The organism is Microbulbifer guangxiensis (assembly GCF_021729075.1).
Lineage (GTDB): Bacteria > Pseudomonadota > Gammaproteobacteria > Pseudomonadales > Cellvibrionaceae > Microbulbifer > Microbulbifer guangxiensis.
In genome coordinates, this window is the sequence record NZ_JAJSAQ010000005.1 from 139,533 (window position 1) to 159,737 (window position 20,205).

18 protein-coding genes are annotated in these 20,205 nt (G+C 63.5%); 7 read left to right on the forward strand and 11 right to left on the reverse strand.

Translation table 11 applies throughout. From position 1 onward, the window contains the following. Nucleotides 1-4: 4 nt before the first annotated feature. Genes LVD12_RS12510 through LVD12_RS12530 form a run of 5 tightly spaced genes read left to right on the forward strand, consistent with a single transcriptional unit; the run spans nucleotide 5 to nucleotide 7,186 of the window. Entirely contained in the window at nucleotides 5-1,027 is a 1,023-nt protein-coding gene (locus LVD12_RS12510; protein ID WP_237068063.1) for an AAA family ATPase, read from the forward strand. Nucleotides 1,028-1,031: 4 nt separating this feature from the next. Further along, nucleotides 1,032-1,934 (forward strand): DUF58 domain-containing protein, encoded by a 903-nt coding sequence (locus tag LVD12_RS12515; RefSeq protein ID WP_237068064.1) that lies wholly within the window; start codon nucleotides 1,032-1,034, stop codon nucleotides 1,932-1,934. Nucleotides 1,935-1,951: 17 nt separating this feature from the next. Beyond that, complete coding sequence (locus LVD12_RS12520) at nucleotides 1,952-3,124, forward strand: BatA domain-containing protein (protein ID WP_237068065.1); 1,173 nt, start codon at nucleotides 1,952-1,954, stop codon at nucleotides 3,122-3,124. Next, entirely contained in the window at nucleotides 3,117-5,453 is a 2,337-nt protein-coding gene (locus LVD12_RS12525) for a DUF4175 domain-containing protein (protein WP_237068066.1), read from the forward strand. Before LVD12_RS12520 ends, LVD12_RS12525 begins: the two co-directional genes overlap by 8 nt. Further along, on the forward strand, nucleotides 5,450-7,186 hold the full coding sequence (locus tag LVD12_RS12530; RefSeq protein ID WP_237068067.1) for a hypothetical protein: 1,737 nt from the start codon (nucleotides 5,450-5,452) through the stop codon (nucleotides 7,184-7,186). Before LVD12_RS12525 ends, LVD12_RS12530 begins: the two co-directional genes overlap by 4 nt. 35 nt (nucleotides 7,187-7,221) lie before the next feature. On the opposite strand, the gene LVD12_RS12535 is transcribed toward LVD12_RS12530, so the two are convergent. Next, on the reverse strand, nucleotides 7,222-7,749 hold the full coding sequence (locus LVD12_RS12535) for a lipocalin family protein (RefSeq protein WP_237068068.1): 528 nt from the start codon (nucleotides 7,747-7,749) through the stop codon (nucleotides 7,222-7,224). Nucleotides 7,750-7,843: 94 nt separating this feature from the next. After that, nucleotides 7,844-8,620: a ferredoxin--NADP reductase gene (locus LVD12_RS12540; protein ID WP_237068069.1), complete on the reverse strand. Its 777-nt coding sequence runs from the start codon at nucleotides 8,618-8,620 to the stop codon at nucleotides 7,844-7,846. 123 nt (nucleotides 8,621-8,743) lie between these two features. On the opposite strand from LVD12_RS12540, the gene LVD12_RS12545 reads away from it, so the two are divergent. Beyond that, nucleotides 8,744-9,625, forward strand: coding sequence for a LysR family transcriptional regulator (locus LVD12_RS12545; protein ID WP_237068070.1), 882 nt, complete (start codon nucleotides 8,744-8,746; stop codon nucleotides 9,623-9,625). A gap of 71 nt (nucleotides 9,626-9,696) precedes the next feature. Here LVD12_RS12545 and LVD12_RS12550 read toward each other — a convergent pair whose 3' ends face one another. Both LVD12_RS12550 and LVD12_RS12555 read right to left on the reverse strand, forming a co-directional pair. Beyond that, complete coding sequence (locus tag LVD12_RS12550; RefSeq protein ID WP_237068071.1) at nucleotides 9,697-10,191, reverse strand: hypothetical protein; 495 nt, start codon at nucleotides 10,189-10,191, stop codon at nucleotides 9,697-9,699. 130 nt (nucleotides 10,192-10,321) lie between these two features. Continuing rightward, nucleotides 10,322-11,803: a RimK family ATP-grasp domain-containing protein gene (locus tag LVD12_RS12555; RefSeq protein ID WP_237068072.1), complete on the reverse strand. Its 1,482-nt coding sequence runs from the start codon at nucleotides 11,801-11,803 to the stop codon at nucleotides 10,322-10,324. A gap of 151 nt (nucleotides 11,804-11,954) precedes the next feature. Here LVD12_RS12555 and LVD12_RS12560 point away from each other — a divergent pair, with 151 nt between their 5' ends. Further along, nucleotides 11,955-13,091, forward strand: a complete 1,137-nt coding sequence (locus tag LVD12_RS12560; RefSeq protein ID WP_237068073.1) for a GNAT family N-acetyltransferase/peptidase C39 family protein — start codon at nucleotides 11,955-11,957, stop codon at nucleotides 13,089-13,091. Nucleotides 13,092-13,098: 7 nt separating this feature from the next. Here LVD12_RS12560 and LVD12_RS12565 read toward each other — a convergent pair whose 3' ends face one another. The 7 genes from LVD12_RS12565 to LVD12_RS12595 form a co-directional block, all read right to left on the reverse strand. Further along, nucleotides 13,099-14,730: a M28 family metallopeptidase gene (locus LVD12_RS12565; RefSeq protein ID WP_237068074.1), complete on the reverse strand. Its 1,632-nt coding sequence runs from the start codon at nucleotides 14,728-14,730 to the stop codon at nucleotides 13,099-13,101. 47 nt (nucleotides 14,731-14,777) lie between these two features. Continuing rightward, nucleotides 14,778-16,124 (reverse strand): SLC13 family permease, encoded by a 1,347-nt coding sequence (locus LVD12_RS12570; RefSeq protein ID WP_237068075.1) that lies wholly within the window; start codon nucleotides 16,122-16,124, stop codon nucleotides 14,778-14,780. A gap of 85 nt (nucleotides 16,125-16,209) precedes the next feature. Continuing rightward, nucleotides 16,210-16,947, reverse strand: coding sequence for a hypothetical protein (locus tag LVD12_RS12575; protein WP_237068076.1), 738 nt, complete (start codon nucleotides 16,945-16,947; stop codon nucleotides 16,210-16,212). 24 nt (nucleotides 16,948-16,971) lie between these two features. Next, complete coding sequence (locus LVD12_RS12580) at nucleotides 16,972-17,382, reverse strand: ACT domain-containing protein (protein WP_237068077.1); 411 nt, start codon at nucleotides 17,380-17,382, stop codon at nucleotides 16,972-16,974. Between the two features lie 45 nt (nucleotides 17,383-17,427). Beyond that, nucleotides 17,428-18,150 carry a hypothetical protein gene (locus LVD12_RS12585; protein ID WP_237068078.1) on the reverse strand — a complete coding sequence of 241 codons (723 nt, stop codon included), beginning with the start codon at nucleotides 18,148-18,150 and terminating at the stop codon, nucleotides 17,428-17,430. 121 nt (nucleotides 18,151-18,271) lie between these two features. Further along, the gene (locus tag LVD12_RS12590) at nucleotides 18,272-18,757 is read right to left on the reverse strand and encodes a hypothetical protein (RefSeq protein ID WP_237068079.1); all 486 of its coding nucleotides are present in this window, start codon (nucleotides 18,755-18,757) and stop codon (nucleotides 18,272-18,274) included. Between the two features lie 270 nt (nucleotides 18,758-19,027). After that, nucleotides 19,028-20,137, reverse strand: a complete 1,110-nt coding sequence (locus LVD12_RS12595; RefSeq protein WP_237068080.1) for a c-type cytochrome — start codon at nucleotides 20,135-20,137, stop codon at nucleotides 19,028-19,030. Nucleotides 20,138-20,205: the final 68 nt, after the last annotated feature.

Here is a 20,205-nt window from a genome sequence, read left to right on the forward strand (position 1 = left end):
AAACATGGAAACTGAAACCCGCACCACCACCGAGAGCCGCGTCGAGCAAACCCTGTCGGCATTAGACCAGCTACGCGACGAGATCAGTCGTGTCATCGTCGGCCAGAGGGAGGTGGTGGACCAGCTGCTGATCTGCCTGCTGGCCCGCGGTCACGCGCTGCTGGAGGGCGTCCCCGGTCTGGGCAAGACGCTACTGGTAAAAACCCTGGCACAAGCCACCGAGCTGGACTTCAAGCGGGTGCAGTTCACCCCTGACCTGATGCCGGGGGATATCCTCGGCACCGAGATCCTGGAGGAGGATCACGGCACCGGCAAACGCTTCTTCAAGTTCCAGCGCGGCCCCATCTTTACCAATATCCTGCTGGCGGACGAGATCAACCGCACGCCGCCGAAAACCCAGGCGGCGCTGTTGGAATCGATGCAGGAATACGCGGTGACCATGGCCGGAGAGACCATGGCACTACCGCGCCCCTATTTCGTGCTGGCGACACAAAACCCGATCGAGCAGGCGGGCACCTACCCCCTGCCGGAAGCGCAGCTGGACCGTTTCCTGCTCAATATCCATATCGATTACCCGGGTCAGGAAGACGAAATCGCCATCCTCCGCGGCACCACCGGCGGTGAGGCGGCGACGCCGTCACCCTGCCTCGACGGCCACGCGATCATCGAGATGCAGCGACTGGTACGCGAGGTGCACATCAGCGACGATCTCTACGGCTATATTGCCCGACTGGTACGTGCCACCCGCCCCGTCAGGGGTGAAAAAGAGGGTAAAGACTCACCCCTGAGCCAGTGGATCCAGTGGGGTGCCGGGCCCCGCGCCGGCCAGGCACTGGTCCTGGCGGCCAAGGCCCGCGCGCTCCTGAATCAGCGGCTGGCGGTGACCCGCACGGATATTCGCGCATTGCTGCTGCCGGTGCTGCGCCACCGCATCCTGCTCAGTTTCCACGCCCAGGCTGACGGTGTCGGTATTGAGCGTGTGATCGACGAACTGCTGCGGGCCTGCCCGGAGCCGGGGCAGGACTGAACCCGTGGAGCTGTTGGACCCGCTGACGCTCGCCCGCACCCGCGACCTGGCATGGTTGTCGCGGCATCTTGCCGCGGGCGTCATGCTGGGGGCGCAGCACAGCCAGCGCCGCGGCGCGGGGCTGGAATTCCAGCAGTACCGCAGCTACCAGCCCGGCGATGCCATCAACCATATCGACTGGAAGCTTTTCGCCCGCTCCGACCGCTACTATGTGCGCGAGGCCGAGCAGGGAAGCCAGATGCATGTCTGCTTTGTCCTCGACGCCAGCGCCTCCATGGCCCAGCCCAGTTTTGCCGTGCCGGAACTCACCAAACTGCAATTCGGGAAATGCTGGATCGCCACCCTGTGCTGGTTATTGCAGGCTCAGGGCGATCGCTGTTCCCTGCTGGTGTTGAACGACGTGAACCTGCGCCGCGTGCCTGCCGGGCAGGGGGAGGCCCACCACCACCATATCGCCCTGGAACTGCAGCGCAGCCAGGCAGCGGGCCACTGGCCGGGTGCGGCTGAACTGCAACCGCTCTGGTCCCAGTTCGACACCAACTGCCAGGTGGTGCTGGTCAGCGACTTTTTCGAGCGCGGACAGGAAATCAGTGATTTCGCCGCGCGGGTACATGCCGCCGGCCGCCCATGCCTGCCCCTGCAGCTACTGGTGGAAGCGGAAGAAACCTTCCCGTTCAGCGGCGAGTTGCGGGTGCGCGATCCTGAGGCCGGCGATGCCGGTTCGCGGCTGCGGGAAGTGGATGCGCACAGTCAGCGAACGCAGTACCTGGAGGCATTCACCCGGGCACAGCAGTCCCTGGCAGCGGGCTTCGCCGGACGTCAGAGCCCGCTCACCAGCGTGCAGATCGAGCGCCCGCTGGCGGACGCGGTCCAGCGTTTCGTGCAACTGCACTCGCGGGTTGCCTGATATGGGGAACAGCTGAGATGTCGTGGTTACCCTGGAGCTGGCAATCCCCGCAGTGGCTGTGGCTGCTGCTGGTATTACTGATCCCACTGCTGATCCACCTGCTGCAGCGCAGTGCGCCGCGGGAAATCACCTTCGCCGCCGTCCACTGGCTACAGCGCCGCCAGCCGCAGAGCTGGAAACGCCTGCAGCTGCGTGATACCTGGCTGTTGTGCCTGCGGCTACTGCTGCTGGCGCTGCTTGTCGCACTGCTGGCAACCCCATTACTCCAAACGCGGGAAGAGGCCGGCCCGCTGCTACTGGTAGACCCGGCGGTGACGCCCAGCGAACTGGCCGCGTTTACCGAATTGAAAGGACCATTCGCGCAAGTACTGTGGTTACAGCCGCAGCCAGCACCGGTGGCCGACACCGATCCCCGCGCCAACGACAGCTGGCACAGTGTCTCCACACTGGCGGCAGAGCCGCGCTATCGCCGCGCCCACATTCTGCTTCACCCGGGTACAGCCACCGGTTACCGCGCCCTGCGCTACAGCCCTCACTGGCAGTGGCATAGCAGTGGCTCCACCGACAGTGTGTTGATTGATGCTCACACCCCCACGCCTTCCATCGCAATCATCGGCGAGGCACCGGCCTGGCTGACGCCGGTCATACAGCAGCTGGCGGAGAGCGGTAGCGCCCGGCTGGAACCACAGCGACTGGCGGATCCGGGGCTGCTGGATCCGCAGAAATTCGACTGGCTGCTCTACAACCGACCGGGCCTTCTGCCACAGGCAGCCCTCTCATTCGCACGCGCCGGTGGACTGCTGCTGAGTGACAGCTCGGTGACAATCCCAGAGACACTCAACTTTGTGCCCCTGACCGATGATGGCGGACCCTCTCGCGAGGCAGTTGCGCTGGGGCGCGGCAGCTGGTTGCGCTACCGGGGCAACTGGCAGGACGCGGCCTTCTATCGTCGCACCCGGCTACCGGAGCAGCTTTGGCTACAGTGGTCGCAGCAGGACTGGCCGCTTCAGGCAGCGCAGCAACCGCGCTGGCCGGCAGGCAAACCACGGGGCCTACCCGTAGCCGACAGCGAGGTGACGCCTGTTTCCCGTGAGCCGCTGCAGCAGCCACTGCTGCTGGTGCTGGTGCTGTTGCTGGTACTGCTGGTGGAGCGAGCGCTCACATTGTCGCGGAGGCAGGTCCATGGATAACCCGATGGGTCACCGCACTTCCGCATCCTTGCCCGCATCCTTGCCCGCACCCCTGCCCGCCCCGCTGCAATGTGCGCGGCGCCGCTGGCGCGCGCGGGGCCTGGCTCCGTATATCGTGCTGGCGTTACTGATGGTATTGCTGGGCCTGGCAAACTACAGCCTGCTGGGTTGGCCCCTGTGGAGCGGCGTCGGGGCCGCGCTGATTGCCGGGCTGGGCGCCTGGCTGGATCGCCGCTGGCAGCCCAGCGACCGGGCCCTATGTGCGCTGCTGGACGCCCGCTACCCTCAATTGCAGGACAGCAGTGCCCTGCTGCTTGAGTCTCCAGAATCGCTGCCACCACTCGCCCGCCTGCAGCAGCAGCGCACCTGCGCCGCGCTGGAGCAATTGATGGCCGGTGGAGCACTGCAACACTTCCAGCCGCAGGGCTGGCGACCTGCCATTCGCCTCACCCTGGTTCTGTGTCTGGCAGTGCTGCTGGCCCCGGTGATGGTTTCGATATCTGAGCTGTTGGTGGATAAGCCGGGTTCCGCACAGGGCGAAACAATCCCATCGACGCAAACGGATGAAGCGGACATGCCAGATACCATCCGCATTCGCAGTGCACAGGTTCTGGTAACGCCACCCATGTACACCGGCCTGCCGGAGCAGCAACAGGCACTGCAGGTAAGCGCGCCCGAAAATGCCCGCGCGCAGTGGTCGGTGATCCTTTCCGGCCCGGCGCAAGAACTGCAGATGCAGGCCGCGGATGCGGAGTTCGATTTTCAGCCACAGGGAGAAGTGCCTACCAGCAAGTGGGTGCTGGAGCGCCAGCTTACAGAGAGTGACTTCTACCAGCTGGCGGTAACCCGCAACGGTCGTGAGATGCTGTTGCCGGCAATCCACAATATCGAGGTGACCCCGGACCGGGCGCCGCAATTCGACTTCAGCCTGCCCCGCGACAGCCTGACGCTGGTGAACAGCGGGCTGGCTTCCGGTGATGCGGCGCTGCGGGTGGTCGTCACCGTGGAAGACGACTTCCATGTCGGGGACACCGCACTGGTGGTGACCCTGGCCAGCGGCAACGGTGAGAACGTGCGCTTTCGCAACGAGCGCATTCCGCTGCAACCAGTCTCCGCCGATGGACCGCGACAGCGCTTTGAATTCCAGGTCCCGGTGGAGCGGTTCGCGATCGAGCCCGGCGATGAGCTCTACTGGTTCCTCGAAACCTCCGACAACCGCGCTCCCACTGCAAACGTCGCCTCAAGCCAGCGCTTTATCCTGCGTTGGCAGCAGGAAGAAATCTTCGGCCTGAGTGATGCCGAGGGCATGGCGATCAAGGTGATGCCGGAATATTTCCGCAGCCAGCGCCAGCTGATTATCGACACACAAGCGCTGCTGGCCGACCAGCCGGAAATCTCCCCGGACGAATTCAGCAAGCGCGCCGAATCGCTTGCCCATGAACAGAACCTGCTGCGTATGCGCTATGGCAAGTTCCTCGGCGAGGAGGACTCGGCGATGGAGCAACACGATGATGCCGGGATGGCGCCCGACGAACCGGGACATGAAAAAGGACATGGTCATAGCGGACCAGGCCATGACAGCCACGGGGACGGAGAGAGCGGCAGACATGCCGGTGAGAGTAGCGGTCCGCAGCAGGAAAGCACACGGTTTGGCGATGCTGCCGGTATTGTCGCGTCGGCGGGTCACCAGCACGACAATTCCGAGCACGCCACCCTGTTCGATCCGCAGACAAAGGAACTGCTGCGCAGCGCCCTCAATGCCATGTGGAGTTCCTGGCGCGAGCTGTCGATCGTTGAGCCACAGGCGTCGCTGCCGCACCAGCATCGCGCCCTGCGTTTTATCAAAGAAGTTCAGCAGGCGTCGCGCATCTACCTGCAGCGGGTCGGCTTTGAGCCCCCGCCCATCGATGAAGAGCGCCGCCTGACCGGCGAGCGCGACGAGGTAGCACCGCCACCGGTTGCAGCAAGTTTCGACGACCCTGACCGCACCCGGCTGGAATCCACCCTGCGGAGTCTGCTGGCCGGCGATATCCCAGCGGAGGAAGACATCGCCGCGCTGCCGGCGTTGCTACAGGCTGCAAAGCAGTCCGCACCGCAACGGGTAAGGAAACACCTGGAAGTCAGTAAGGCGCTGCGGCGATTCCGTCAGGATCCCACGTGCATCCAGTGTCGTCGGGAACTGCAGGCACAGCTCTACCAGCTGCTGCCCTCGCCGGCAGCGGCGCCCTCTCTGCCAGCCACTGGCGACAGCAACGGCAGCTATGCCGATTGGATGCGGGCCGCCAACACGCGCAATGGACAGGCAGAGCAAAGTGGGGAGACGCCATGAGCTGGTGGATCACCGCAACCTGTATCAGCGGCGCCCTGTTGTCACTCTTGCTGGTCGCCCGACGTCGTACTTCGATACCCCGGCGCGCCGCTGCCGCGCTGCTGCAGATCGCTATCTGGTTGAGCACGTGGCTGCTGGTTCAGCCACCGCAACTACTGCCCGCGCCGGACGCCGCGTTACTGGACAGTAACCGCCTGGTTGTCAGCAATGACCCGGGCCCGTCGACGGCAAGCCCGCGCCAGGCGATCACACCAGCGCTCACGGATAGTGAATTTGCCGCACTGCCGGCGCTGACGGTGAGCGGCACTGGCTTGTACCGGGAGGAATTCGTAACGCTTCCACCGGTGCGGCTGGAAGCGGAAAATACTGATCCCGCTGTCGGCGCGAATGATGGCTGGCTGCCGCGCTGGTCACAGCGGTTAACCCTGGGCCAGGAGCTTTCCCTGCAGCTGTCCTTCCCCGCCGAACTGCCCGCAGATACCCCGGTGAAGCTGCTCAATCCCTTCGGCACCATCGTGGCAGAAAGCACTATCGGGGCCGCCGGCACTGCCAATAGCGTCAAACTGGCCGATACACCGCGACTGGCCGGGCACTGGGAATACCAGGTGCAGCTTGGTGAGGGCCAGACCGCGAGCCGCGAAGCCCTGCCGGTGCAGGTGGATCGGGGCGAGCAGCCCAGGATATTACTGTGGCTGGCCCGGCCGGGCTTTGAGTCCGCCGCGCTGTCCCGCTGGCTGCGGGAATCCGGTGTCCCGACCAGGGTCGTGACCCGGCTGGCCCCGGGGATCGAACGCACGCGGAATCTGAATGGTTTCGACGACGGCGGTCGCGCGCCATTGGACCCCGCCTATAACTTCGATCTGCTGATCCTCGACAGCCAGCTGTGGCCACAACTGGACCGGCACCAGCGAGAACAGCTGCAGCAACGACAATCGGTACTGTGGCTGGTGGGCGACGAGACCCCGGTCGACTTTATCGATTACGCCCGCGCAATCGGCATGCCGCTTGAACGCAGCACCGCCACCGAACTGCGGGCGCCCTCCGCCGACCGCGAGACCCCGGCCCTGTGCACCAGCGGTTTCCAGCCCGCTGCACTTCAGTCCGGAGACCACTTACTGCGGGGCACCCCCATCGGCCCCGGCAGGGTCGATGATATTGCGCTCTACTGGGGCCGCGCGGAGACCGATGGAGCACTGGGGTTCGTGTTTTTCCGCAACAGCTATCGCTGGATTACCGCCGGCTACAGCGATGCGTTTGCACGCCTTTGGCAGGGGGTGCTGGAGCCGCAACTGGCCTATCTGGGCCGCGGGGCACCGGTGGCAGTGCGCGAGGCGATGCCCCGCGCCGGGTACCGGGTAACCCTGTGTAGCAAAGGGTTCACCGGTAAGGCGCCGACACTGTCTGCGGTCGACGGCGAGCAGCGTCTCGAGGGGGCGCCATCCGCTCATGGCTGTTACGCCTACTGGCCACGGGAGCAAGGCTGGTACCAACTGCAGGGGACGAATGACTCAGACGTGGCGCCATTCAACCTGTATGTATTCGCCGCCGATGCATGGCCGGACTGGCAGCGTTCGCTGAAAGTAGAAGCGACACAACAGATGGCCACCGCGAGGCTGGGGCCCGCGATCGATTCGCCGGCACCGAACCGGCCCCTTCCCCGCCACTGGCTGGGGCTTTTATTGATAGGCCTGTTGGCAATGAGCTGGTGGGCGGAGCGGAAACTTAAACGCTAGAGCAGCGTCATTCGTCGCCTTGAACCTGCTGAGCGTTATTCTTCCAGCGACTCGCTGCTATGGTCGACAAAGATCAGCTGGTCGGTGGCAAAGCCGAGTGCTTTTGCCCGGGCCACCAGACGATCGATGGTTTTCTGTGGCAATTCCGGTGTGCGGGCGAGGATCCACAGGTTGGATTTGTTGTAACCACTCACCAGGGCATAGCGGTAATCCGGATCCAGCTCGACCACCACATAAGACGCGTAAAACGGCCCGAAGAAAGAGACCTTCAGGTGGCCGACATTGTTGCTGCCGGCAAACCTGGCGCGTCCCTCGGCGACCTTCCACTCGCCCTCCCCGACCTGAAAGCCGCGGTTCACGACCCGGACGGTGCCGTCTTCATTGAGGCTGTAGGTGGCGGTGACGTGGCTCATACCGCGCTCGAAGGAGTGATCCAGCCGTGCAATTTCGTACCACTTGCCCAGATAGCGGTCCAGTTCGAAGTTGCGCACTGGTTCGACATTTTCCGGCAGGCCAGTACAGGCCGATAACCAGAGGCACAGGGGCAATAACCATCGCTTCACGGCGGTGCTCCTTCTCCTGCGGGTGGGGCGCCAAACAACGAGGCCATCCTCGCGGATGGCCCCTTAGCGTTCAGTGTAGTTCAGCGCCAGCGGATTACTTCTCCACGAACGCGCGCTCGATGACGTATTCGTGGGGAATTCCGGCACGGGTCTCGCGGAAACCCCACTCGTCGAGGATGCTGGTGAGCTCTTTCAGCATCGCCGGACTGCCGCAGAGCATAAAGCGGTCCGCCTCGAGATTTGGCTGGGGCACCCCCAGATCGGTGAACAGCTTGCCGGAACGCATCAGGTCCGTGAGCCGGCCAGTGTTCCTATAGGGCTCACGGGTCACCGTGGGGTAGTAGAGCAACTGGTCCCGCACCATCTCACCAAAATATTCATGGTTGGGCAGCTCGTTTTCGATCTGGTCCTGATAGGCCAGTTCGGACACGTAGCGCACCCCGTGGGTCAGGATTACCTGATCGAAGCGCTCGTACACATCCGGGTCCTTGATGATACTCAGGAACGGTGCCAGGCCGGTGCCGGTGGACAACAGCCACAGGCGCTTGCCGGGCAGCAGGTGATCCGCCACCAGGGTGCCGGTGGGCTTGCGGCCGACGAAGATCTCGTCGCCGGGCGCAATCTTCTGCAGGCGCGAGGTCAGCGGGCCATCGGGCACCTTGATACTGAAAAACTCCAGCTCGTCCTCGTAATTGGCGCTGGCAATGGAATAAGCCCGCAACAACGGGCGGCCGTTGTCCTGCGGCAGGCCGATCATGACGAAATGGCCATTTTCAAAACGGAAACCCGGGTCCCGTGTGGTCTTGAAACTGAACAGCGTCTCGTTCCAGTGATGGACTTCCAGCACCTTTTCTATATTCAAATTGGACATTTCCTTAGAACCGCTTATTCCTGAATACTCTTAATAAAGGAATTCTAGCGCTGGTTTAACTATCGGCAAAATGGGATATTTCGATATTCCTTATCTTCTTTGTCGATAAACTGGGTTCCACCCATGCGCTATACCCTGCGTCAGCTCGAGGTCTTCCTCGCCTGCGCCCACCACGAGAATGTCAGCCGGGCCGCCGCCGGGCTCAGCATGTCACAGTCCGCCGCCTCCACCGCACTGAAGGAGTTCGAGCAGCAGTTCGAGCTGCGCCTGTTCGAGCGCACCGGCAAGCGCCTGCGTCTGAACGAACTGGGGCGACAGCTGTGGCCGCGGGCAGAGGAACTGCTGGAGCGGGCGCGGGAACTGGAACAGACCCTCGCCGCCCACGGCGACCTGGGCCGCCTCAAGATCGGTGCCACCCTCACCATCGGCAATTACCTGGCCGCGGCAGTGATGGCCCGCTATATGGCGGAGCAGCCCGGCACGCGGGTCGAGCTGGAGGTGGCGAACACCGCAGCCATTGTCGACAAGGTTCTGGGCTTTGAACTGGATCTGGGGCTGATCGAAGGGGAACTCAACCACCCGGACCTGGAGATGATCCCCTGGCGGGATGACGAGCTGGTGGTCTTCTGCGGGCCCGACCACCCACTCGCCGGCAAAAAGCGCCTCAGCGACGGGGATCTCTGTGAGGCCACCTGGATACTGCGCGAGCGCGGCTCGGGCACGCGGCAGACTTTCGAGCGCGCCCTGTCTGGGCTGTTGCCGAAGCTGCATATCCTGCTCGAACTCCAGCACACTGAAGCCATCAAGCGCGCGGTGGAAGCGGGCCTGGGCATCAGCTGCCTGTCACGGGTTTCCCTATCCGATGCGCTGAAGCGCGGTTCGCTGGTGGAGCTGCCCGTACCGCAGCGGGATTTCCGCCGCGAATTCCACTTCGTACTACACCGGCAGAAATACCGCAGCGCCGGTATCCAGCGCTGGCTGGAACTGTGCCGGCAGGACCACTGAGCACTGCAAAAAAAAGCCAGCCGCTGGGCGGCTGGCTTCCTCGACTTGCTCGTCAGGCGACGGCAAAGACGTTATTCGACCGGGATCAGACTCGACTTGAGCGCTTCCGGTACCTGGTCGATGGTAGCGATAGTCAGACCATCGACACTGTTATTTGCAGTCAGCGGATGCATTTTGACATGCGCAGTTTCTGGCAGCTTCCACATGGCGCCGGTAGCCGGGTCCACGATCAGGATACCGGCGATACCGCCGAACAGGATGTTGCCCCAGTACCAGCCATCAACGCCGGCCTTGAGCTCGAAGCTCTGCTCGTTGTAGCCCGCCATCTGGTACTTCACCGTGTAGCTGGCGGAGGAGAAAAAGCCGTCGGAGGCATCCAGGGTGATGGTGTCCGGAGTGACGCCGTTATGCACGTCGAGACCCGCCTCGTTGGTCACCGAGAAATTGGCCCCGGAGGGGGTGCTGGCAATGGTGACGGGATACTTGCTGTCACTGATGATGCTGGCGCAACCGCTGGCCAGGGTCAGTACGGCGATGGAGGCCCCCAAGGTAATTTTCTTGAACATGATGGTTCCTGCTGTTGTTTTTGTCGTGCGGCTGGTGGCAATGAGCGCCAGCCGGGCGGCAGGTTAGCACGCCCGCCCTGCCATCCGGCATTTTTTTCATTACACGATATTACACAGGGGAAACCGGGCTTCAGGCGCGGGCGTTGCGGCCTTCACGGCGCGCTTCCAGCCGGCGCAGGAATTCCTGCAGGATCAAACGGTACAACTCGCGGCCCAGGTACTTGTCCTCCACGCCGCTGTCGATGGAGGGGTTGTCGTTCACCTCGATTACATAACCCTTACCAGCAGACTCCTTGACGTCGACACCGTAAAAACCGTCGCCGATGGGCTTGGTGGCCTTGAGCGCCGCCTGCAGCACCGCTTTCGGCACCTCGAACGTGGGCAGGGTGGTAAATCCGCCACTGCTGGTCTTGCCACCGCCGTGGTTGTAGATCTGCCAGTGATTCTTGACCATGTAATAACGGCAGGCATAAAGCGGCTTGTTGTTCAGCACACCGATACGCCAGTCGAATTCGGTGTAGAGAAATTCCTGCGCCAGCAACAGGCTCGACTCCTCGAACAGCGCATCCAGGCTGTCCCGCAATTCAGCCTCGTCTTTGACCTTGGCCATACCGCGGGAGAAGGAACCGTCGGGGATCTTGATCACCATCGGCAGCCCCAGCTCTTCCACCGCGGCGCGGATACCCGCCTCGTCACCACGCTGCAGGATGCGTGTACGTGGCGCTGGCACCTTGTGGGTGGCAAACAGGTCGGCCAGGTAGATCTTGTTGGTACAGCGCAGGATGCTGGAGGGGTCATCCAGAACCACCAGGCCTTCCGCCTCGGCCTTTTTGGCAAAGCGGTAGGTATGATGATCGATGGCGGTGGTCTCGCGGATAAACAGCGCGTCGAATTCCGGCAGGCGCATGTAGTCGGCCGCGGTGATCATCTCCACGGCAAAGCCCAGCTCCCGCGCGACACTGGTGAATTTCTTCAGCGCCTGGGCATCGGAGGGCGGCAGCGCCTCCTCCGGATTGACCAGGATCGCCAGGTCATAGCGGCTGTTTTCACTGCGCTTCTGCGCCCGCCAGACCTGGTTGCTGAACCGGTCCAGGGCCTCGGCGAAAGCGGTCTCCTCGGGATCCGTCAGGCTGCGATGGGAGCAGATATGCAAGTCGACGATTTCCCAGTGGCCGGCCTGACAGGACAGGTGCAGCTCCAGCACCGGGCAGGGAAAACGGTCGAACAGCAGGCGCGCGAGCGGCTGCAGCGCGGGCTCGGCACAGAAACCGAAATAGGACTTCACCCGCAGCTCGGTGTCCCCGCCTTCCGGCATCCGCAGTTTGCTCAGCGCCGGGGCAACGCGGTTCAGCTGCAGCTTGTACAGCTGCGGTACGGACAGGTCGTTGAGCGTGCGTACGCTCGGCAACACCCGGTGGTTTCTGGCCTCCGCCAGCAGTGAGCAGTAGTAGCCCTCAGCGCGATAGTCGTAGTCCGCGCACAGGTTGATGACCCGCACCCGCTGCGGCCGCGACGACAGCTGCAGGTATTCGGAAAAAGTGATTACTCGCTCACTGGGATAATAGGGGGCCCAGTCGCTGGGCTGGTCAACAACAATGAGAACCTGGGACATTCGGACGGTAGCCTCGGCTGAAAAAGAGACAGGCTGGAGGGGCGAAAGATAGAGGAATTCTCCCCCTGCTCCTATCTTTTTTTCCCGCTTTTGCTACTGTTGCCGGGCCGCACTTTCGCGGTGTTCTGCGCCTCCAGAGGCGGACCTGTTGATGCCCTCATCCGAATCCATTCCCTTTTCGATCCGACCAGCCCTGGTCACTGATGTACCGGCCCTGCATGCGCTGGAGCAACGCTGTTTTGACGCCGACCGGCTGAGCCGCCGGCGCCTGCGCCACTGGGTGGCGGCGGATAACCGCGTCTTCCTGGTGGCCGAACAGGATTCACAGCTGCTCGGTTATGCCCTGGTATTACTGCGCCGCGGCACTCGCCTCGCCCGGCTCTACTCTCTGGCAGTGGCCACTGAGGGCCGCGGACGCGGACTTGGCCGCGCCCTGCTGCTGGCGGCGGAACAGGCCAGCGTAGAGAACGGGCGCCTGTTCATGCGGCTGGAAGTGGCAGCCAGCAATGCGGCCGCCATCGCCCTGTATCAGCAGCTGGGTTACCGCACCTTCGGCCATTACCCGGCCTACTACGAAGATGACGGCGACGCGCTGCGCATGCAGAAACGCATCCGCCACCGCTCCGATGATCTGCACAGCCTGCCGGTGCCCTGGTATGGCCAGACCACAGACTTCACCTGCGGCCCGGCCGCTGCAATGATGGCCATGGCGGCGCTGGATACCGACTATCGCCCATCGGTGAGTGAGGAGCTGGCCCTTTGGCGCGAGGCCACCACCATCTTCATGACTTCCGGCCACGGTGGTTGCCACCCCCTCGGGCTGGCACTGGCCATGCAACGGCGCGGTTTCGAATGTGCCGTATACCTCAACCAGGCAACACCACTGTTTGTCGACGGCGTGCGTTCCGAAGAAAAGAAATCGGTCATGCGGCAGGTGGATGCGGATTACCGCAGTGCGGCCGAGCGGGCCGGGATTCCGGTGATTTGCGAGGACTTCACCCAGGAGCAGCTGCTGCAGCTACTGCAGGAGGGGGCGCTGGCACTGCTGCTGATCAGCACCTACCGCCTGGACGGCAAACGGGTGCCACACTGGGTGACACTGAGCGGCATCGACGAGCGCTGCCTGTACGTGCACGATCCGGACAACGAAGATGGGCTGGACCCCCTGGAAAACCAGTACCTCCCCATTGCCCGCGACGATTTCGCCAGGATGTCCCTGTTTGGCCGCGAGCGGTTGCGCACCGCCGTCGTGGTGCGACGGCAGCAGAGCGGGACCAGTCGCGGCTGAGGGCGTGCTAGCGTGAGCCGGCGAACAGCTCGCCGAAGAAGTCGCCTTCGTACCAGGCCGGCTTGCGGCGGGCATCGGCCACTTCGCGGGCGATGGCGTAATTCACCCGGGCAAACTGCTCGGCGGCCACGTAGTCGATCTGCTCGTCTGCCTCGTCGGTGGGCTGGTGGTAACGCTCCCTGAAGAACGCGTTCTGCATCGCCGTACCGTCCACGGCCGGGTCCAGCGCCTCGCGGCCGGTGATCAGGTAGATGGCCGGCACCCCCTGGCGCACGAAGCTGTAGTGGTCACTGCGCACAAAGATCACCTGCTCCGGCATCGGATCCGGGCTCACTTTCAACCCGGCGCGCTCGGCCGCCCGGGCTGCGGTCTCGCCCAGAGTGGAGTGCTCTGCACCAAACGCGATGATGTCGCGGAACGGGTACAGCAGCATGGGCATATCCAGATTGATGTTGGCGACGATGGCGCCCGGCGGTACCGACGGGTGCCGGGCGAAATAATCCGAACCCAGCAGGCCCTCCTCCTCGGCGGTTACCGCCACGAACAGCAGTGAACGGCGCGGTGCGCGGCCGGAGTCGAGGAACAGGCGCGCAGTCTCCAGCATCACGGCGATGCCGGTGGCATTGTCCTGGGCGCCATTGTTGATCTGGTCACCCTCGCCCTCATCGGTGCCGGTATGGTCCAGGTGGCCGGTGAATACCACGTACTCGTCTTTCAGCTTCGGGTCAGTGCCCGGCAGCATGGCCACCACATTGGGGCTCTGTACCGCTTCATGGCGGGCGCCACTGGTCAGAGAAACGCTATAAGGCAGTGGGAACCCCGTCGGTGTCAGGCCGTTTTCCATTTCCGTGAAGATGGTATCCAGGCTGCGGGGTGCGCCCATGAACAGTTGGCGCGCTGGCGGCATATCCAGGTAAATACCGGGATGCAGGCCCTGGATGGCATTGCCGGGCAACCCGTTGGCATCGACCCAGTCGAAGCTGTCATCGCCTGCATGCTTCACCGAGCGGGCAAAGGGCGCACGCTGTTCACGCTGCGGGGTATTGAGAAGGATATAACCCACGGCGCCGTGACGGGCAGCCGCCTGAAGCTTGGTGCGGGTGGCCGCGTAGTGGGCACCCACTTCACTCGGCATGTTCCCGGGACGACCGCTGAGGATCACCACGATCTTGCCACTGACGTCGAGACCGGTGTAGTCGTCGATACCATATTGCGGCGCTTCTATGCCGAAGCCGACAAAAACCAGCGGCGCGCTCGCGCGGGTTTCTTCACTCACGGTAGGCGGCGAGGCGACAAAGTCCTCCCCGAATTTAAAGGTGATGTCACCGTCATTGCCGCGCAACACCATCGTCGGCTCGCGGCCATTCCAGCTGGCGCGACGGAACGGCACCGGCTGCATGAAACCCTGGCTGCCGGCGGGCTCGAGGCCCATGGCCTCGAATTGCCCGGCGACATACTCAGCTGCGCGGTTGTAGCCTTCGGTGCCCGTCCTGCGGCCGCCCAGCTCGTCCGCGGCCAGGGTTTCCACATGCTTGCGCATATTTTCCGCACTCGGCATTGGCAGGGGAGCTGGCTGCTGGCTGGCACAGGCGACGAGGACGCCTGCCACGAAGGCGCCAATCAGGGTTTTTATCTTCATTGGGAAATCTTTCTTTTTTACCACGTGCCAGCCCGACCCGGCCGGCCTCAGGCGAGCAAGCTTACCATGATCCAAATCAGCGGGATGGCGATCAGGTTCAGCATCAGGCCCGCGCGCAGCATCTGTCGCTGCAGCACCACGCCGGTGCTGTAGGCCAGTGCATTGGGCGGTGTGGCCACCGGCAGCATAAAGGCACAGGTCGCGGCAATGCCGACACCGAATACCAGCGCGTAGGTAATCGCGGGGTTGAGCTGCTGGGCAAGCGCGTAGATGACCGGAACCAGGATCGCGGCGCTACCCGTGTTGGAGGCCAGCTCGGTGAGGAAGATCATCAGTGCAATACAGGCCATGATCAGCAGCCAGCCCGGCGCCTGCCCCAGTCCCCCAAGCAATGACTGGGCCAGCCAGACAGAGGTTCCGGTCTGCTGCAAAATGGCTGAAAGGCAGAGTCCGCCCCCGAACAGCAGCAGAATGCCCCAGTTGATCTGGCTCTGTAATTGCGGCCAGGAAATCAGGCCCACCAGGGGCGCCAGAGCAGTGATCGTCAGGCCCACCACTGCATCGAAGCTGCCACCGAGGTCCAGCCAGCGGGTAATCAGGGTGGAAAACGTCCAGGCGAGGACCGCCAGGACAAACAGGGCCAGCGCACCCCAGGCTCCGGCATCCCACTCGCGCCGCCCCACTTCAGGCGGCTGGATTTCGGCACGCTCCCGGTCCGGTCGCATCACCAGCCAGAGCACGGCGAGCACCAGCGGAAACATGGCCAGTGTCACCGGCAGGCCTACCTGCAGCCAACTGACAAAATCCGCTCCAAGCGCCCGCGCGGCAATGGCGTTGGGCGGGCTGCCGACGATGGTGGCGAGACCGCCGATGTTGGCCGCATAGGCGGTGCCGAGAACAGCAAATGCGCGGGTGCGGGGGTGATCCCGGTCCACCATCGACAGAGCGATCGGCAGCATCATTGCCGTAGTGGCGGTGTTGCTGATCCACATGGAGAGGAAAGAAACCACCCCGAGAAAGCCGATCAGGGTCGGCCACAGGCGGCCTCCACCCAGGCGCAGTACGGTAGCGGCGAGCCGCCGGTCGATGCCGTGCGCCTGCAGTACTGCGGCCAGGGTAAAGCCGCCCATGAACAGGAAAATGATCGTACTCGAAAAGGGTGCCAGTGCCTCGGCCGCCGGCATCAGGCCTGAGAAATAGGCCGCTGCCGGCACCAGTAATGCCGTGACCGGCAGGGGCACTATTTCGCTCATCCACATCCCCGCCGCGGCAATCAGGATAAACAGGCCGAGCTGTTGCTGTACCTCCACTGCCAGTGCGTGAGCCAGAAGATAGGAAAAAACGATCCACAATGAGATGACAGCCAGTCGGATGGGCAGGGGGAGGTCTTGCACGGCGCGCTCCGGTCATTTTTATCGACGCAACGATAGCAAATTCGACGGGGAGTCTCAGGGAAGCGCGGTGGCCCGCATGCGGCGGTCAGTGCAAATCGGGGAAGCTCTTGTGTACCGCGCGCTCCACTTTTTCGTGGGCGGTATCCGGACAGAAATTTCCATGGCCGCCCAGCAGGTGGACGAAGGGCAGTTCCAGCAGCCGCTCGAAATCCTCCCCCAGCCAGCGGCCCGGGTCGCAACCCCGCGGTGTCATGCGCATGCGCCAGGTGGGGGCCACCTGCATACCGCGGCGGAAGCCGGCCAGGCGCATCAGGTTGCGGCCAAGCCAGGTGCAACCGCTCCAGGACTGCCAGTACTGCAGGGCATCACAGGTAAGCAGCAATCCCCCGCTGATCGGTACCCACAGTGCCGCTTCCGGGTGAGTACTGTGAGTAAACTCGAAGAACCTGCCCCCCGGCGCCGGGCATTCACCACCCTCACGCAGCGGCGCATCCGCCGCGGGCGCCGGGTAGAGATCGGAGTCCAGCTGGCGCCAGAAGGTGAGGTTGTAGCGGTCGCGGTAATAGAGATCATCGCAACCGTGGTAGTAGCCCAGTCGTACGGCGTGACGGATATGCCCAAGGTCTTCAAGCTTCTCTTCCTGCACCGGGCGCAGGCGCACAGGATTGACCAGCACCAGTTCATCATCAAAACGCAGCACAGCCATATTGCGGTTGACGGTGAGCGCCGGGCCCAGCCGCTGGGTGCCGGGCACATAAAAGAGATCCGGCAGCAGCCGGCGGATTTCACCGTGGGGTTGCGGCAGTGGGTAGTCGATCTGCATTGAGGCGCAGCATCAACCAGGCACTCAGCTGTACTGGGCCCGGTTTCGCAATCCACACAGGAGTTGCAGCGCTTCGTCGGCCCGCGACTCCGGTACGAAGACATGATCGTGGTTGAGCGCTGCCACCACGTTGGCGCTGATACCCGCAGCGGATAGTTCGCGGGAAATTGCCGCGGTGAGACCGACGGCTTCCAGGCTGGAATAGACCTGCAGGGTGATCAGGCGGAAGACAGCACTGCCCTCGAGGCCTTCGCGTTGCGCCAGCGATTGTTCCAGCACAGCACTCCAGCCCTCGCGTTCACGAAACAGGCACAGACACTCCTGCCACAGTCGGCGGGCACGGCCGTCATCGAGCGCACAAAAGACGAAACACCCCTCCTCCAAACGGGGATCGAGGGTTTGCAACAGGGTATCGAGCCGTACTTCTGCGTTCATGGATATTCGCCCCAGAAAGGAATGTTTTGCCCCGCTCGGCCGCAGTCACTCAAAGGCCTCGCCATCGAATTCCGGCTCGTCCGGCGCGGGGGTGGTATCGACTTCAAGCCCCTCGGCCTGACCCGCCGCTGCCTGCGCCTCCTGGTCCCAGCGGTCCAGGGCGGCGTCGATATCGCGCTCCAGCGCCAGGCTAGGGAATTCAGGGCATGGGGCGTCCTTGCCGGGATTGTGCCATCCCGACAGGGGTGCGACGAAAACCACCAGCGATTTGTGCAGATAGTTTTCGCCAATGCTGGCCTCGGTCCAGGTGGTCTGCCAGGCAAACTTGCCGCGCACTGCGTAATCACTTTCGTAGGATTTCAGGGTCAGGAAGTAGGGGTAGACCCGGCCACTGCGGCAGACGAGGCGGCGCTCGGTCTTGATATTGGCCATCTGGGTGAAGGGGTCGAAATACCATTGGATGTCGTAGCCGTAGGCAAAGCGCATTTCGCCATCCCGTTCCAGGAACGCGTAGGACCGCCCCGTCCCGTCCGCCCTCAGACTCCAGACGTGGCGCGCCTCGCCGTCGCGGGAAATCAGCCAGTCACCGACCCATTGCGCTGCCTCGAGCCGCGATTTCACTGCCCAGCCCCAGCCGGGAGATTCCCTGGCTTGGGATTCCTGCACCTGACTGCTGTCGGCCGTCTCGCCACCAGTACTACCCTGGGCCATTGCCTGCAGGGGATTAAGGAAGATGAGCACTGTCAGAAAAAGACATCGCTGAACCACAGCGTCTCTCCTGTTCCGGTTCCGGCCCCGGATCCACATCCCGGTTCCAGATCCAGTTCGCTGTACTCATCCCTGAGCGCTCTATCGACGCCCCTTCATGGGGCGGCGGATGGAGGCTTCGTCAGATGGCCAGGTTGGGGCACTCACTGCCTGCCCGAGGCGTTTCCCAGCTGCTGAGACGGCGCTGGAAAGCAAGCAGTCCACCGTTACGCTGCAGCCAGTGACGGCCGTCCACTATGGCAAAGTCTAGGGTCGCGGCGCTCCATCCGGCAAAAGCGACGGCAACGACACCGCCGTTGCAGCGCACCGAGGCGCCGGTACGGACCCGCACCCGATCCCCATCCAGCTGCCAGTTGATAGCAAAGCCGTGGGATAGGCGACCATCGTCCTGGAAGCCATAGGCAAATCCGGAACCGTCGGCGTTCAATTGCCAGACCAGCTGTTGGTCCGATTCCCCCACCACAAGCCAGTTGCCCGCCCAGGCTTTCTGGTCCGGCTCGGCGGCCACCGCAAACGGTACGAGGAAAAACACCAGTAGCACCAGGGCATAGGCCTGGAGCAGCGAGAGAAGGAGGCGGGAGAAGGAAGGATATCGCAGGTACTTCATGCGCGACTCTACCTTTGGCTGGTTACGTCAGGTGGCCCTGCCGGACCACCGCTTATCCCTGGCCGTGGCCACCAGTAGCGGCCGCCGGTAAGAAAATCGCTTGTGCGCGTTTTCGGTTCCCTGTGATTAAAAGGCTAGACGCTAAATCCGTCCCTGGCAGAGGATCCCTCAAAATACTGCATTCCGCCGCCATGCGGCCCCCCCACAAATTTGGGGCAATAGCAGTAACTGGCCTCCAAATGCGGCGAAATATGGTTCAATGTCGGCGATTTATTGGGAAGGCGGGCGTCGGCGCAATCGTCGCCACCAGAGTAAGCCGGTGACAGCAGCGAGGGTGAACAGTATCGCTGACCAGACTATGACCGCGGGCTGCTCCGGCGGGGGCTCAAGCCGGTTCCGGGCCAGGACGAGACTCTCTCGTAGACGCTGTGAAGCGGCCAGCACCACGGCGCTGTTAACCTCCCCGGTCAGGGCCTCGCGCAGCGCCTGCCACTGGTCCAGGATCCTGGCCGCCAGCGCCGGATCGCGTTTTTCCAGCTGCGCCCGCAGCGGCAGAAAACCCTGCCGGTAGGCCAGCACTGCCTTGTGATAGGCACCGCTGGTGTCGCCGGCCCGGTATGCGGTTTCGGCCAGTTGCAGCAGGCCCCCGGCCCGGACCAGCGGGTGCTCCAGGGTGCGGACTGCCTCCGGATACCCCCTCCACCACAGCAGTGCCGTGGCCGCGTCCTCGGGCAGCGTCGCCGGTCGCGTGACGGCCAGCCCCGGCAGGGCCACCAGGGCCGGATACCGCTGTGCCAGGTCCACCGAGGGCGGCAGTTGGTCCGCAACCGGAAAACGCGCCACCGCTACTGCCAGCGCCCATCGCTGCCAGCTGTTGAGGTCGGCCCCGAGACGGGCACCGTGCAGGGTGTCGGCACTGGGATCGAGCAGGTTGTAGTAGTCGAACAGGCTGAACTGGACAGAACGCTCGGCGCTGGCGAGGGAGGGTCCACCATCCCCGCCCGCGCCCCGCAGGCCGTGGCACCTCGCACAATGACGACGGTACAGGGGTTCCCCATCGGTTGCGGCGGGCAGCGGATGGATCGGTGCGCGCTGCAACTGGTAGAGGGCCGCCAACCGGTCCGCAGCCGCATTGGCCCTGCGCTGCACCAGATCTGCCGGCCGGAGCGCAGCAAAATCCCGCTTCAGTCCATTCAGGCTGCGCTCCAGCGAGGTACGTCCGGGTCGCTCCGGCAGCGCCTGCAACACAGCCTGCACCCGCTCCAGTTGTCGGTCTTGCTGCCGGTACAGACGCTCATCGATGACCTGCCCCTCCTGTACCGCATCGGGGTAATCGGCGGCAAATGAGGACAGCAGGTTCAGCGCTTCGGCAGCGAGCATCTCCGGCTCTTCACTGCTCGCAAGCGAAAAGGATCCGGACAGGATCAGCAGGAGGAGGGAGGTTAGCC

Bases quoted from the DNA above. Each gene is read 5' to 3' on its own strand.
- LVD12_RS12540 (WP_237068069.1), bottom strand. From the start codon at position 8,620: ATGTCCAATTTGAATATAGAAAAGGTGCTGGAAGTCCATCACTGGAAC.
- LVD12_RS12550 (WP_237068071.1), bottom strand. From the start codon at position 10,191: ATGTTCAAGAAAATTACCTTGGGGGCCTCCATCGCCGTACTGACCCTG.
- LVD12_RS12565 (WP_237068074.1), bottom strand. From the start codon at position 14,730: ATGAAGATAAAAACCCTGATTGGCGCCTTCGTGGCAGGCGTCCTCGTC.
- LVD12_RS12575 (WP_237068076.1), bottom strand. From the start codon at position 16,947: ATGCAGATCGACTACCCACTGCCGCAACCCCACGGTGAAATCCGCCGG.
- LVD12_RS12520 (WP_237068065.1), top strand. From the start codon at position 1,952: ATGTCGTGGTTACCCTGGAGCTGGCAATCCCCGCAGTGGCTGTGGCTG.
- LVD12_RS12545 (WP_237068070.1), top strand. From the start codon at position 8,744: ATGCGCTATACCCTGCGTCAGCTCGAGGTCTTCCTCGCCTGCGCCCAC.
- LVD12_RS12590 (WP_237068079.1), bottom strand. From the start codon at position 18,757: ATGAAGTACCTGCGATATCCTTCCTTCTCCCGCCTCCTTCTCTCGCTG.
- LVD12_RS12525 (WP_237068066.1), top strand. From the start codon at position 3,117: ATGGATAACCCGATGGGTCACCGCACTTCCGCATCCTTGCCCGCATCC.
- LVD12_RS12580 (WP_237068077.1), bottom strand. From the start codon at position 17,382: ATGAACGCAGAAGTACGGCTCGATACCCTGTTGCAAACCCTCGATCCC.
- LVD12_RS12510 (WP_237068063.1), top strand. From the start codon at position 5: ATGGAAACTGAAACCCGCACCACCACCGAGAGCCGCGTCGAGCAAACC.
- LVD12_RS12530 (WP_237068067.1), top strand. From the start codon at position 5,450: ATGAGCTGGTGGATCACCGCAACCTGTATCAGCGGCGCCCTGTTGTCA.
- LVD12_RS12560 (WP_237068073.1), top strand. From the start codon at position 11,955: ATGCCCTCATCCGAATCCATTCCCTTTTCGATCCGACCAGCCCTGGTC.
- LVD12_RS12595 (WP_237068080.1), bottom strand. From the start codon at position 20,137: ATGCTCGCTGCCGAAGCGCTGAACCTGCTGTCCTCATTTGCCGCCGAT.
- LVD12_RS12555 (WP_237068072.1), bottom strand. From the start codon at position 11,803: ATGTCCCAGGTTCTCATTGTTGTTGACCAGCCCAGCGACTGGGCCCCC.